This is a genomic window from Pseudomonas sp. RA_15y_Pfl2_54 (genome assembly GCF_963971015.1).
Taxonomy (GTDB): domain Bacteria; phylum Pseudomonadota; class Gammaproteobacteria; order Pseudomonadales; family Pseudomonadaceae; genus Aquipseudomonas; species Aquipseudomonas baetica_A.
In genome coordinates this window covers 95,900-108,701 of the sequence record NZ_CAXAPN010000013.1, presented here as the reverse complement: position 1 = coordinate 108,701, position 12,802 = coordinate 95,900, and the positions used below count along the sequence as shown (strand labels likewise).

Sequence of the window (12,802 nt, the reverse complement as noted above, 5' to 3'; positions counted from 1 at the left end):
GGAAATTACCTGCTTATTCTTCGCTGGTGTGCACTTTGCGGTGCAGGATCGCCTGGAATTCATCGGCGAAGGTGTAGTAGCGGCTCAGCAAGGTTTCGCTGCGTGCAGAGAAACGGTTGTAAGCAATAACGGCCGGAATCGCGGCGAACAGACCGATCGCCGTGGCGATCAAGGCCTCAGCGATACCCGGGGCCACCGTGGCGAGGGTCGCTTGCTGGGCGCTGGCCAGACCGCGGAAGGAGTTCATGATGCCCCAAACGGTACCGAACAGACCGATGTACGGGCTGACCGACCCCACAGTGGCGAGGAACGGCAGGCTTTGCTCCAGTTTCTCTTCTTCACGGGAAATGGCTACGCGCATGGCACGGGCCACGCCTTCCATCACGGCTTCAGGATCGACGCCGGGCTGCTGACGCAGTCGGGAGAACTCCTTGAAACCGGCGCGGAAGATCTGCTCGACGCCGGAATCCGGATCCGGGTTGCTGCCGGCCTGACGATACAGTTTGGACAGATCGATACCCGACCAGAAGCGCTCCTCGAAGCTCTCCAAGGCACGTCGACCGGCACGCAGCAGATTACTGCGCTGAAAGATCATGATCCATGAGGTCACCGATGCGGCCACCAGGGTCAACATTACCAACTGCACCACGATGCTGGCATTGCTGACCAGGCTCCACATGGAGGAATGGTCGACGACGTTAGCTTCCACGCTTTATCTCCTGCTTAGAGTGTGTACCCGGGCCGCCCACGTCGGCAAAGGCCGCACGCAGGTCTTCGGGAAGGGCCCGGGGTTTCAAACTGTTAGTGCGCACACAGGCCACCAAAAACTGCCCTTCACAGAGCAGCACATTATCCGTAGCCCGCCTGACCTGCTGTTTAAAGCGCAGGCTGGCACGGTTCAATTCGATTACTTCAGCGCTTACCAGCAGTTCGTCGTCCAGTCGCGCCGGCGCGTGGTAACGCGCTTCGCTGGAATGCACGACAAACAACAGGTCCTCCCCTGCCAGCTGCGATTGGGCAAAGCCCAGCTCGCGGAGCCGCTCGGTTCGAGCCCGTTCCATAAACTTGAGGTAATTAACGTAATACACGATGCCGCCCGCATCGGTGTCCTCGTAATAAACGCGACAACGATGTGCGAACGGCTCAAGCCCGTTTTGCGCGCGCATACTCTAGTGCTTACTCCTCAGGTTGCCAATCCGGCCAGGCAACTGTTTTTTCGTTGTTCAAAGGCTTTACCGTAAAAGTACCGTCCTCTGACAGTACAAACCCTGAATAAATCGACAACAAATGTGTATTAATCGTCCACGGCATCGAGAAACTCGTCTACCACGGGCATCTCACCCATTCGTGACGGAACATTTAAACCGAAATGCAGGTACGCATGGCGCGTCACTACCCTGCCCCGCGGTGTGCGCATGATGTAGCCCTGCTGAATCAGGTACGGTTCCAGCACATCTTCGATGGTGTGGCGCTCCTCGCTGATCGCTGCCGCGAGGCTGTCGATCCCGACCGGACCGCCATCGAACTTCTCGATCATGGTCAACAGCAAACGCCGGTCCTGATGATCGAAACCGTGTTCGTCGACATCCAGCAGGTTCAGCGCCAGATCGGCAACCGATTTGGTGATATGCCCCTTGGCCCGCACTTCAGCAAAATCGCGCACCCGGCGCAGCAGGCGGTTGGCAATGCGTGGCGTACCACGGGCACGACGAGCAATTTCGAAGGCGCCTTCCGGATCCAGCGGCAGGCCGAGGATATTCGCCGAACGACTGACAATCGTCGACAGATCCGCCGTGCTGTAGAACTCAAGGCGCTGGACGATACCAAAGCGGTCCCGCAGCGGGTTGGTCAGCATGCCGGCGCGGGTGGTCGCACCGACCAAGGTAAACGGCGGCAGGTCGAGCTTGATCGAACGGGCCGCCGGCCCTTCACCGATCATGATGTCGAGCTGGAAATCCTCCATTGCCGGGTACAGCACTTCTTCGACAATGGGCGACAGGCGATGGATTTCGTCGATGAACAGCACATCGTGCGGTTCAAGATTGGTCAACAACGCGGCCAGATCACCGGGGCGCTCAAGCACCGGGCCCGAAGTGCTCTTGATCGACACGCCCATTTCCTGGGCAATGATGTTGGCCAGCGTGGTTTTACCCAGACCCGGCGGACCGAAAATCAGCGTGTGGTCGAGCGATTCACTACGGCCACGGGCAGCCTGGATGAACAGTTCCATCTGCTCGCGCACGGTCGGTTGGCCAATGTAGTCAGCCAGGCTGACCGGACGAATGGCCCGATCCTGGACTTCTTCGCGCTCACGCGGGCTATGCGCGGCAGCGATCAGACGATCAGCTTCAATCACTTAAATCATTCCCTTCAGGGCGCGGCGGATCATGTCTTCACTGCTCAGATTCTTGTCCTTGATCGCGGAAATGGCCTTGCTGGCTTCCTGCGGCTTGTAACCCAGGGAAATCAGTGCGCTGACCGCATCGTTTTCGGCGGTATTGACCGGCGCCGGGCCATCCGGCTGGTTCGGCACCAGGGCAAACATGGCCGGCGAGGTTTCCCAGGCCTTGAAGCGATCTTTCAGTTCGACCAACAAACGCTCGGCGGTTTTCTTGCCGACGCCGGGCACCTTGGTCAGCGCCGAAGTGTCCTGGGACTGCACGCAGCGAATCAATTCATCGACTTCCAGACTCGACATCAATGCCAGCGCCAGTTTTGGCCCGACACCATTGAGACGGATCAACTCGCGAAAAAAGTCTCGCTCACGCTTGCCGGCAAAACCATAGAGTAACTGCGCATCTTCACGTACGACCAAATGGGTGTGCAGGGTCAGCGGCTCACCGACCGACGGCAGGCGGTAAAGGGTGGTCATGGGCACTTCCAGCTCATACCCGAGGCCGTTTACATCCAGAATCAGGTGCGGCGGCTGTTTCTCAGCCAGGGTGCCGCGCAAGCGTCCAATCACGTTTCAGATCCTTGAGCGTTGGCCAGCCGTGGGCTGGCGACAGTCAGAGCGAAGACGTCGGGCCGACAACACAGGCGCCAAACCTTTCGCTCCGTAAATTTGATGCTGATGCTATCAGAGACGCAGGCGCCCGCCACGACTGCGTGCTGTTCCCAGGCCATGCGGCAACAGGCTGGAGCGGGTGTGCGCGTGACAAATGGCAATCGCCAGGGCATCGGATGCATCGATTTGCGGTTTGCTGGTCAGCTTTAGCATGTGCATGACCATCATCTGCACCTGCTCTTTATTCGCCGCGCCAGTGCCGACTACGGCCTGTTTGACCTGGGTCGCCGTGTATTCGGCAATCTCCAGACATTCTTCCGCGCCGGCGACAATCGCGGCTCCACGGGCCTGTCCCAACTTCAGCGCCGAATCGGCGTTTTTCGCCATGAACACCTTTTCGATGCCCATGGTGACCGGGCCGTAGGTCTGAATGATTTCACGCACACCGCGATAGACGATTTGCAGACGCTCATGCAATTCGCCAGCACCGGTGCGAATGCAACCCGAGGCCACATAAATGCAGCCGCCGCGTCCGGTATCGCGAACAATGCCGTAACCGGTGATACGCGAACCGGGGTCGATACCAAGAATTAAAGTCATAACGCCTGCAGGTTCGGTGAAAACACGATTTTCAAAACGACGAATGACCAATACGGGAGCGGGCTTGCTCGCGAAAGCGGTGTGTCATTCAGCATGTAAATCTGCTGATACGCCGCATTCGCGAGCAAGCCCGCTCCCACATTCAAGCCTGGTCGCTCTTAACCGAGCTGAGCGGCCACGTCTTCCGGGATGTCCGCGTTGGAATAGACGTTCTGCACGTCATCCAGGTCTTCAAGCATGTCGATCAGCTTGAGCACCTTTTCCGCGCCGTCCAGATCCAGTTCGGCGCTGGTGGTCGGCTGCATGACGATTTCCGCGTCATCACCCTTGAACCCGGCCGCTTCCAGCGCGTTTCGTACGGCGTAGAAGCTGGTGAACGAGGTGAAAACGTCGATCGATCCGTCTTCGTGGGTGACCACGTCGTCGGCATCGGCCTCCAGAGCCGCCTCGGTCAACGCGTCTTCGTCAACGCCCGGCGCGAAGCTGATCTGCCCCTTGCGTTCGAACAGGTACGCCACCGAACCGTCAGTACCGAGGTTACCGCCACATTTGCTGAACGCATGGCGTACCGCTGCTGCTGTGCGATTGCGGTTGTCGGTCATGCATTCAACCATCACCGCCACGCCGCCAGGGCCGTAACCTTCGTAGGTCAGCTCTTCGACGTTGTCCGCTTCGGTCGCACCGGCGCCACGCGCAACGGCACGATCGATGATGTCGCGGCTCATGTTCGCGCTCAGCGCCTTGTCCAGGGCCAGACGCAGACGCGGGTTGGAACCCGGATCACCGCCGCCCTGACGGGCCGCAACGGTCAGCTCGCGGATCCACTTGGTGAAAATCTTGCCTCTCTTGGCATCCTGACGTTCTTTGCGGTGCTTGATGTTCGCCCACTTGGAATGACCTGCCATAACTCGCTCCGAATTCTCTTTGAAACGTCGCCCGCCGCGCATGTCGCGCAGCCAGCAAACAAAAAAATCTCGACCTGCTTTCTACAGAAAGAAAAAAGGCGCATCCGAAGATGCGCCTTCAGGCCCGTCTTACTCAGCCTTTGGCGTTTCACGCAAACGAATGTGCAGTTCGCGCAGTGCCTTGGCATCCACCACACCCGGTGCTTGCGTCATCACGTCGGCAGCACTCTGGGTTTTCGGGAAGGCGATCACTTCACGGATCGACTGGGCGCCGGTCATCAGCATCACCAGACGGTCCAGACCGAAGGCCAGACCACCGTGCGGCGGCGCACCGTATTTCAGCGCGTCGAGCAGGAAGCCGAATTTCTCTTCCTGTTCCGCTTCATTGATACCCAGCAGACGGAACACCGCTTGCTGCATTTCCTTGCGGTGGATACGGATCGAACCGCCACCCAGCTCGGTGCCGTTCAGCACCATGTCGTAGGCGCGGGACAGAGCGCCAGCCGGGTTGGCTTCCAGCTCTTGCGGCGTGCACTTCGGCGCGGTGAACGGGTGGTGCAGCGCGGAGAAGCTGCCATCGTCGTTTTCTTCGAACATCGGGAAGTCGACGACCCACATTGGCGCCCACTCGCAGGTCAGCAGCTTCAGGTCGTGACCGAGCTTGATGCGCAGTGCACCCAGCGCTTCGCTGACGATCTTGGCCTTGTCGGCGCCGAAGAACACGATGTCGCCATCGACTGCGCCAACGCGATCGAGGATCACGTTCAGCTTGTCTTCCGGGATGTTTTTCACGATCGGCGATTGCAGACCTTCAACACCAGCAGCGCGCTCGTTGACCTTGATGTACGCCAGGCCCTTGGCACCGTAGATGCCGACGAACTTGGTGTAATCGTCGATCTGCTTGCGCGGCATGCTCGCCCCGCCTGGAACGCGCAACGCAGCGATACGGCATTTCGGATCGTTGGCCGGGCCGCTGAACACCTTGAAATCGACTTCTTTCAACTGATCGGCAACGTCGACCAGTTCCAGCGGGTTACGCAGGTCTGGCTTATCGGAACCGTAACGACGCATGGCCTCTTCGAAAGTCATGTGCGGGAAATCGCCGAACTCCAGACCCAGCACTTCCTTGAACAGATTGCGGATCATTTCTTCGGTCAGGCCCATGATCTCTTTTTCATCGAGGAAGCTGGTCTCGATGTCGATCTGGGTGAATTCCGGTTGACGGTCAGCGCGCAAGTCTTCGTCGCGGAAGCACTTGGCGATCTGGTAGTAACGGTCGAAGCCGGCCACCATCAGCAGTTGCTTGAACAGTTGCGGCGATTGCGGCAGGGCAAAGAACGAACCGGCATGGGTACGGCTCGGCACCAGATAGTCACGCGCGCCTTCCGGAGTAGCACGGGTCAGGATCGGTGTTTCGACGTCGAGGAAGCCGTTTTCGTCGAGGAAGCGACGGATGCTGGTGGTCATACGCGAACGCAGACGCAGCTTCTCGGCCATTTCCGGGCGACGCAGGTCGAGGAAGCGATAGCGCAGGCGGGTTTCTTCGCCAACGTCAGAGAACTCGTTCAGCGGGAACGGCGGGGTTTCCGACTCATTCAGCACTTCCAGCTCGTAGCCCAGGACTTCGATCATGCCCGACGCCATGTTGGCGTTGGTGGCACCGGCCGGACGCAGGCGAACCTTACCGGTGATTTTGACGACGTATTCGCTGCGCACGCGATCGGCGGCGGCGAAGCTCTCGGCGCGATCCGGGTCGAATACCACCTGAGCCAGACCATCACGATCACGGATATCGAGGAAAATCACCCCGCCGTGGTCGCGACGACGGTGAACCCATCCGCAAAGGGTAATTTCCTGGCCTTCCAGGCTTTCGTTCAGTTGGCCGCAATAGTGGCTGCGCATCATGGTAGTGGTTCGCTTCTCGTAATTCGAAATTCGGTGGAGATCCCGCCGCACTCAAGCATTGTGCGACTGACGGAAACTCACGCGTGTCGTTCGACCGGGGTTTGAACCCTAGTCAGATTTGTCGCCACCGGCCAGATTCTTCTTGGTTCCGGTCTTGAAATCGGTTTCGTACCAACCGCTGCCGCTAAGGCGAAAGCCGGGCATGGACAGCTGCTTCTTGAGCTCTGGCGCCTGGCAGGCAGGGCAGTCGACCAGCGGTGCCTCGCTGATCTTTTGAATGGCTTCCAACTGATGACCACAGGAAGCGCATTGGTAATCGTACATCGGCATGGGGGGTGTCTCGGCGATCAGATTGCCACCGCGCGCAGGGCTTTGCGGCGAAAGAGCGGGATTATATCCATTAAATGCGGCCTGTGCAGCCGTAAGACTGCACAGGCCGCGACCTCGTTTGCAACCACTGTGTCAAAGCGAATTGACCGGTGTGGCTTACTTGACCCCGTTCATGACGCACACCACTCGCACCAGAGCGCTGAAATTTTTCACGCCGCCATGACGCAGATGCACCTCACGATCAACGTGGGACAACAGCGAACTGATCGAACAACAATTATCTGCGGCCATATCGCCGAGGATATTCCAGTAAACCTGCTCAAGTCGCAGGCATGTCGCGTATCCGTTCAAACGCACGGATCGGGACAACGGCTGAATCAATGACATGTCGAATTCGTTGACGAACGGATCGACTTTCAACTCATGTGGCAAGCCGACAATCCTGTCGCCCCGCCTGTCTCCTTCTACCATATCGGTGACACTCCTTTGCCATCTCTGCTTGTTTTCAAAGCCACATCCTGTGACTTCATAAAAGCGCAGACGCAAAGTTATATCCAGATGACTTGGTGACCATCACCGTAGGATAAGCCAACGACACAGGTACGAATCCGGACAGCACGCGAGCAGTCCGCAGACCTGCTCGCATGCCAGGGTTATGCTTGGAGCAAAGCGCGCAGCATCCATGCGGTTTTCTCGTGAACCTGCATGCGCTGGGTCAACAGGTCGGCAGTCGGCTCATCACTGACCTTGTCGAGCAACGGGAAGATGCCGCGCGCGGTGCGGGTCACGGCTTCCTGCCCATCGACCAGTTGCTTGATCATGTCTTCAGCGCTCGGTACGCCCACCTCTTCCTTGATAGAGGACAGACGTGCGTAAGTGGCATAGGCGCCCGGTGCCGGAAAGCCCAGCGCGCGAATGCGTTCGGCAATCAGATCCACGGCCAGCGCCAGTTCGTTGTACTGCTCTTCGAACATCAAATGCAGCGTACGAAACATCGGGCCTGTGACGTTCCAGTGGAAGTTATGGGTTTTCAGATACAGCACGTAGGTGTCCGACAGCAGACGCGACAGCCCCTCGACGATGGACTTGCGATCCTCTTCACTGATACCGATATCGATTGCCATGTTTACCCCCTAACGGCGATTGAATTCATCCAACAGGTGCAGGCCCACTCTAGCAAGGCTGTCGCCAGCCCGCAGCCTCGAAAACCTGAACAGGCTGCGACAAAAAGACCGGCGCTGTGCCGCTGGCCGGGCTGATTTGAGTAGCAGCAGGCTTTGCTGTTAAATAGGCAGTGTGTCGCTACGCCCCGTTTTTCGGGGTTTCGCGCATAGGCTGATGCCGTGTACGTGTCCACCGCCTCTTATTTTGTCCCGAAGCGAACCGTGCATCTTCAGCTCTTCCTTGTGAGCCGTTATAAAGTGAGCCATTCAAAATGTTGAAAATCGTCCACCTGCTGATGGGCGCAGCGGCATTGCTGCTGTCGTTCATACCTAGCCTGAAATCCGAAGCCGTTCCTTACCTGCAACAACCCGATGCACTTTACCTGGCCTTTTTCGGCCTGCTGAACCTGGTGATTGCTCCAGTGATTCCTTACTGGAACAAAGGCCCGCGCCAGCATCTGCAAAACCTGGTCAGCGCGCTTCTGGTGCTGACTGTCGTCCTGCAAACCTTGACCCTGATCGCGCCGATGCCCGTCATCGCCGGCCAACCAGCGGTGTTGTTCAGCCTGGTGATTGCCCTGACAGCCGTAATCCTGCACCTGGCCGTCAGCTTCTATAGATCTTCACCTGCCGCCGCGCCAACCAGCTACGACATGACCAACCGCGATACCGGCACCGTCAAGTGGTTCAACACGTCCAAAGGCTTCGGCTTTATCTCCCGGGATTCCGGTGATGATATTTTCGTGCACTTTCGCGCGATCCGTGGCGAAGGCCACCGCGTTCTGGTCGAAGGCCAGCGCGTAGAGTTCTCGGTGATGAACCGGGACAAGGGCCTGCAAGCCGAGGACGTGATCGCGGCTTTGCCGCGTCGCTGATCCCAGGCAATAAAAAACCGCGAACAGCCAGACTGTTCGCGGTTTTTTTATGCCTGCACAAAACAGTGCTGTGGCTCAATAGTGCGGGGGTGGCGCCTCTTCCTCAAAGGATTCGAACTGCCCGACCATTTCTTCCTGACGCTTGAGCAGTGCGGCCATTTGCAATTGCAGGCGCTCGACCACCCGTTGCTGCGCCACCAGCACATCGTTCAAGGCCTGAATGGTGTCATCCTGAAACGCCAAACGGCTTTCCAGATCGTTAACGCGTTGTTCCAGACTCATGACTCAGCCCTCCACAAAGGTGAAATCATCGGTCAGCACGACACGCAATCGATCGCGAATAGCGGCCACCTCTTCGCTGCCATAAGGCTTGGCCGGGTGCTTGCCCCACACAGGCGCTGGCCAGGCGGCGTCATCGCGTTTTCGCACTATCACATGCATGTGCAACTGGCTGACCACGTTACCCAACGCTGCGACATTCATTTTGTCGGCATCGAACAAGTCTTTGAGCAACTCGGCCAATGCGGTGGTTTCCAACCACAATTGCTGTTGATCGGCGACATCCAACTGAAACAACTCACTGATATCGTCACGACGAGGTACCAGGATGAACCACGGGTAGCTGGCGTCGTTGGACAGCAGCAGCCGGCAGAGCGGGAAGTCGCCGATGGCAAGGGTGTCCTGTTGTAGTCGTGAATCTAAAGCAAACACTGCGCGCACTCCCGGCTGATCTACATAATTGAGCTTAGCGGCCTCGCCCGAGGGCGGCGCGCCAAGCGACAGACAGGCAGCATACCTGCGAATGCGCCCGCCTTCACGACGGCAATGCCGTTGGGCATTCTCCGAACGCCCCGAGATGGGACATTTATCGACACCCTGCACCAACGCGGGCCCCGGATTGAAGAGCAGCACACGAAAATGACCGAAAACCCTGAAACACTTGAGACCAACCTCAACCCGAACGGTATGAATCTGGTACAGCCGTAAAATTTTTTGCACCAAAACCGCACAATACGTCTACGCTCAATGCGCAAGGCATCCGCCAAATACTCACCTGTGGGGTGAACCGGTAACGTTTTTGGTTGTCACGCGCTTGCAACGGCACGGCAACACCATAAGAACAATCGCGTCAAGCCCTGAGAACCAAGGGGCTTTTCGCCCAGTATTTATGAGGCTTTTACAGGTAAAAACAGGCGTTCAGAAAAAAAGCCACACCGAAATTGCGGTTTGTGCACGCTTGTTGCATTCGTACTCATATGGACTCTAAGCGCACCACGGGACGTGGGAGCCTTAAGACCAACAAAAACAGTGGCAAGGCTGCCCGATGGAGATTCAAGTGTTTTGCCAGGGACTCTTTTTTAGCGATGCAAAAGGCTAGAAAAACAGCGAAAAGTTGTCGGTCCGATTGCATCGGTACTGTGAATTTGCGACATCTACCCAGCCATCTGCGACAGTGTCGTAAAGAAGGTGAAAGGTTGGACTCGCAAGTATCGCCAACATTGTCAGCGTGATATAAGTTTGCGCCGACACAAAAAGAAAGAGCCGCCCAGATAATAAAACAGGTGGGACGGCAGTACTCTTCTAAAAACCAAAGGAGCAAATCACGATGCGCGTGATGAAGTGGAGCATGATCGCCCTGGCTGTTGCAGCAGGCACCTCGCAGTTCGCAATGGCGTCTTCCCAAGAGGAATCCAAAGGTTTCCTGGAAGACCAGAGTCTGAAACTGAAGACTCGTATGGAATACATGAACCGTGACTTCAAAAACGGTGCAGGCAATAGCTCTTCGGGCACTGCTGGCTATCGTCAGGACACAGGTGTCAGCCAACTGCTGACTTATGAATCGGGCTTCACTCAGGGCACCGTAGGCTTCGGTCTCGACGCCATGGCCATGGGTTCAGTCAAACTCGACGGCGGCTCGGGCCACCGCGGTAACGGCCTGTTCGCCAACGACAGCGACGGCAACCCGGAAAAATCCCAAGGTAAAATCGGTGGCGCAGTTAAGTTCCGCGTATCCGACACTGTTCTGAAATACGGTCAGCAATTCGTTGCCAGCCCGGTTTTCGCCACTGACGACAGCCGTCTGATTCCAGAAGTCGCGACCGGTACCCTGATCACTTCCAAAGAGATCAAAGGTCTGGAACTGAGCGCAGGTCGCTTCACCGCGCTGAGCAAGCAAACCGGCATGGGCCGTGACAGCGTCGGCGGTCTGCCTGATGAGAACGGCAATGGCGGCAAAGGCCTGACCAACATCAACATCTTCGGTGCCAGCTACGCGTTCACCGATAACTTCACCGCTGCACTGGCTGCATCCGACGCTGATGATTACTTCAAGAAGTACTACGTCAACGCCAACTATACCCTGCCGATCAACGACGATCAGTCGTTGAACTTCGACCTGAACGGTTATCACACCAAAGGCGAGAAACGCGGCGACCAAGTCGATGCCATCGGCGACGGCACCACTGGCGTTGACAACAACCTGTGGTCCCTGGCAGCTGCTTACAGCCTGGGCGCTCACAAGTTCACCGTTGCCTACCAGCAGTCGAGCGGCGACAACGCTTACTACTACGGCGTTGACGGTAACAGCACCATCTTCGTAGCCAACTCCATCCAGATCTCCGACTTCGTGGGCCGCGAAGAGAAATCCTGGCAGGCTCGCTACGACCTGAACATGAAAACTTACGGCGTACCGGGCCTGAGCTTCATGACCCGTTACGTGATGGGTGACAACATCAAGACCAACGGTCTGGGTGAAGGCAAAGAAAACGAGTGGAACGCCGAGTCCAAGTACGTGATCCAGGAAGGCCCGGCCAAAGACCTGTCGTTCCGTCTGCGTTATGCTATGTATCGCTCCAACGGTGCATACAGCGGCTACGCTTCTGACAACAACGACACCCGTCTGATCGTTGAGTACCCACTGAACATCCTCTAATAGGGATGCACAGCTAAAGTACTACAGAGCCCTGCTCTAAAAAAACCGCCCACCTGACTCAGGTGGGCGGTTTTTTTATGCGCGGAGTAACTTGAACTCAAAATAAAATATTAGCCAACTATCTATTAGCCAGCGAACTTTAACTTCAAGCACAAAAAACCCAAGAGTGTGAACATCTCTCGGGTTTGGTGTTAATTAACTGACCGCAAGATCAGTTATCAATAGAGTTATTGTGCAGCCGTTTCCTGAACCACACGAATGACTCGCTGTGGAAACGGAATATCAATCCCTGCAGCCTTCAAGCGATCCCGTGATTGTTCGTTAAACATGAACATCACATCCCAGTAATCCGCGGTTTTAACCCACGCTCGCAGGGAGACCGTGATCGAGCTGTCGCCCAAGGTCGAAATCACCGCCTGTGGCGCTGGATCTTGCAGAACACGCTCATCCTTGGCCAGATCCAGCAGCACCTGACGCGCTTGCTGCAGATCGGCTTCGTAATCCACACCCACATCGAACACAACCTTGCGGGTTGGCTGACGGTTGGTGTTGGTAATGATGCCGTTCGACAGGTTGCCGTTCGGCAGGATGATGGTTTTGTTGTCGCCAGTCCGCAGCACGGTGTGGAAAATCTGGATGCTGTCGACCGTACCCGACACGCCTTGCGCCTCGATCCAGTCACCGATACGGAACGGACGGAACAGCAGAATCAGCACGCCGCCAGCAAAGTTAGCCAGGCTGCCCTGCAATGCCAGACCGATGGCCAGGCCGGCAGCACCGATGGCTGCAACAAACGAGGTGGTTTCCACACCGATCATCGAAGCGACGCTGACGATCAGCAGCACTTTGAGAATGACATTGGCCAGCGTACTGATAAAACCTTGCAGCGCCAGGTCGGCGTTACGCAGAGCCAATAAGCCACCGAGCTTGCGCGTGACCTTGTTGATCAGCCACCAGCCGATGGCCAACGTGATCACTGCCAGTAGCACGCGGCTGCCGTATTCCATGATCATCGGGATCCACGCTTGGGATGCCTTGACCAGGTTATCCACTTCAGCATTCAAATCCATGTTCTATCTCCTGAT

15 protein-coding genes are annotated in these 12,802 nt (G+C 57.0%); 2 read left to right on the top strand and 13 right to left on the bottom strand.

Annotation, left to right across the window (positions count from 1 at the left end; translation table 11 throughout):
- Positions 1-13: 13 nt before the first annotated feature.
- From tolQ to AACY50_RS11815, 10 genes are all read right to left on the bottom strand, one after another.
- Positions 14-709: a protein TolQ gene (gene tolQ / locus AACY50_RS11860; RefSeq protein ID WP_007912733.1), complete on the bottom strand. Its 696-nt coding sequence runs from the start codon at positions 707-709 to the stop codon at positions 14-16.
- Complete coding sequence (gene ybgC / locus AACY50_RS11855) at positions 699-1,166, bottom strand: tol-pal system-associated acyl-CoA thioesterase (RefSeq protein ID WP_339430976.1); 468 nt, start codon at positions 1,164-1,166, stop codon at positions 699-701. Before ybgC ends, tolQ begins: the two co-directional genes overlap by 11 nt.
- A gap of 128 nt (positions 1,167-1,294) precedes the next feature.
- Positions 1,295-2,356 carry a Holliday junction branch migration DNA helicase RuvB gene (ruvB, locus tag AACY50_RS11850; RefSeq protein ID WP_221730687.1) on the bottom strand — a complete coding sequence of 354 codons (1,062 nt, stop codon included), beginning with the start codon at positions 2,354-2,356 and terminating at the stop codon, positions 1,295-1,297.
- The gene (gene ruvA / locus AACY50_RS11845; protein ID WP_123467207.1) at positions 2,357-2,965 is read right to left on the bottom strand and encodes a Holliday junction branch migration protein RuvA; all 609 of its coding nucleotides are present in this window, start codon (positions 2,963-2,965) and stop codon (positions 2,357-2,359) included.
- Between the two features lie 114 nt (positions 2,966-3,079).
- A complete protein-coding gene (gene ruvC, locus AACY50_RS11840) occupies positions 3,080-3,607 on the bottom strand; it encodes a crossover junction endodeoxyribonuclease RuvC (protein ID WP_007962095.1) in 528 nt (175 codons plus the stop codon).
- A gap of 158 nt (positions 3,608-3,765) precedes the next feature.
- Positions 3,766-4,512: a YebC/PmpR family DNA-binding transcriptional regulator gene (locus tag AACY50_RS11835; protein ID WP_122589593.1), complete on the bottom strand. Its 747-nt coding sequence runs from the start codon at positions 4,510-4,512 to the stop codon at positions 3,766-3,768.
- Positions 4,513-4,641: 129 nt separating this feature from the next.
- Positions 4,642-6,417, bottom strand: coding sequence for an aspartate--tRNA ligase (gene aspS / locus AACY50_RS11830; protein WP_339538596.1), 1,776 nt, complete (start codon positions 6,415-6,417; stop codon positions 4,642-4,644).
- A gap of 108 nt (positions 6,418-6,525) precedes the next feature.
- Positions 6,526-6,747, bottom strand: a complete 222-nt coding sequence (locus tag AACY50_RS11825; RefSeq protein WP_064119106.1) for an FmdB family zinc ribbon protein — start codon at positions 6,745-6,747, stop codon at positions 6,526-6,528.
- A gap of 156 nt (positions 6,748-6,903) precedes the next feature.
- On the bottom strand, positions 6,904-7,218 hold the full coding sequence (locus AACY50_RS11820) for a ribbon-helix-helix domain-containing protein (protein WP_339465273.1): 315 nt from the start codon (positions 7,216-7,218) through the stop codon (positions 6,904-6,906).
- 182 nt (positions 7,219-7,400) lie between these two features.
- Positions 7,401-7,871: a Dps family protein gene (locus tag AACY50_RS11815; protein WP_339430978.1), complete on the bottom strand. Its 471-nt coding sequence runs from the start codon at positions 7,869-7,871 to the stop codon at positions 7,401-7,403.
- A 311-nt stretch (positions 7,872-8,182) separates the two neighbouring features.
- Here AACY50_RS11815 and AACY50_RS11810 point away from each other — a divergent pair, with 311 nt between their 5' ends.
- On the top strand, positions 8,183-8,785 hold the full coding sequence (locus AACY50_RS11810) for a cold-shock protein (protein ID WP_221730684.1): 603 nt from the start codon (positions 8,183-8,185) through the stop codon (positions 8,783-8,785).
- A gap of 75 nt (positions 8,786-8,860) precedes the next feature.
- Here the strand turns inward: AACY50_RS11810 and AACY50_RS11805 are convergent, their stop codons facing one another.
- Entirely contained in the window at positions 8,861-9,067 is a 207-nt protein-coding gene (locus AACY50_RS11805) for a SlyX family protein (RefSeq protein ID WP_339430979.1), read from the bottom strand.
- A gap of 3 nt (positions 9,068-9,070) precedes the next feature.
- Entirely contained in the window at positions 9,071-9,496 is a 426-nt protein-coding gene (locus AACY50_RS11800) for an HIT family protein (protein WP_339430980.1), read from the bottom strand.
- 895 nt (positions 9,497-10,391) lie between these two features.
- Between AACY50_RS11800 and AACY50_RS11795 the strand changes: the two genes are divergently transcribed.
- A complete protein-coding gene (locus AACY50_RS11795; protein WP_339495178.1) occupies positions 10,392-11,717 on the top strand; it encodes an OprD family porin in 1,326 nt (441 codons plus the stop codon).
- Between the two features lie 227 nt (positions 11,718-11,944).
- Here the strand turns inward: AACY50_RS11795 and AACY50_RS11790 are convergent, their stop codons facing one another.
- On the bottom strand, positions 11,945-12,787 hold the full coding sequence (locus AACY50_RS11790) for a mechanosensitive ion channel family protein (RefSeq protein ID WP_339495175.1): 843 nt from the start codon (positions 12,785-12,787) through the stop codon (positions 11,945-11,947).
- Positions 12,788-12,802: the final 15 nt, after the last annotated feature.

What these genes read in the sequence shown, in the direction of transcription:
- ybgC (WP_339430976.1), bottom strand. Translation starts at nt 1,166, where the DNA reads ATGCGCGCGCAAAACGGGCTTGAGCCGTTCGCACATCGTTGTCGCGTT.
- ruvC (WP_007962095.1), bottom strand. Translation starts at nt 3,607, where the DNA reads ATGACTTTAATTCTTGGTATCGACCCCGGTTCGCGTATCACCGGTTAC.
- AACY50_RS11835 (WP_122589593.1), bottom strand. Translation starts at nt 4,512, where the DNA reads ATGGCAGGTCATTCCAAGTGGGCGAACATCAAGCACCGCAAAGAACGT.
- aspS (WP_339538596.1), bottom strand. Translation starts at nt 6,417, where the DNA reads ATGATGCGCAGCCACTATTGCGGCCAACTGAACGAAAGCCTGGAAGGC.
- AACY50_RS11825 (WP_064119106.1), bottom strand. Translation starts at nt 6,747, where the DNA reads ATGCCGATGTACGATTACCAATGCGCTTCCTGTGGTCATCAGTTGGAA.
- AACY50_RS11820 (WP_339465273.1), bottom strand. Translation starts at nt 7,218, where the DNA reads ATGGTAGAAGGAGACAGGCGGGGCGACAGGATTGTCGGCTTGCCACAT.
- AACY50_RS11815 (WP_339430978.1), bottom strand. Translation starts at nt 7,871, where the DNA reads ATGGCAATCGATATCGGTATCAGTGAAGAGGATCGCAAGTCCATCGTC.
- AACY50_RS11810 (WP_221730684.1), top strand. Translation starts at nt 8,183, where the DNA reads ATGTTGAAAATCGTCCACCTGCTGATGGGCGCAGCGGCATTGCTGCTG.
- AACY50_RS11805 (WP_339430979.1), bottom strand. Translation starts at nt 9,067, where the DNA reads ATGAGTCTGGAACAACGCGTTAACGATCTGGAAAGCCGTTTGGCGTTT.
- AACY50_RS11795 (WP_339495178.1), top strand. Translation starts at nt 10,392, where the DNA reads ATGCGCGTGATGAAGTGGAGCATGATCGCCCTGGCTGTTGCAGCAGGC.
- AACY50_RS11790 (WP_339495175.1), bottom strand. Translation starts at nt 12,787, where the DNA reads ATGGATTTGAATGCTGAAGTGGATAACCTGGTCAAGGCATCCCAAGCG.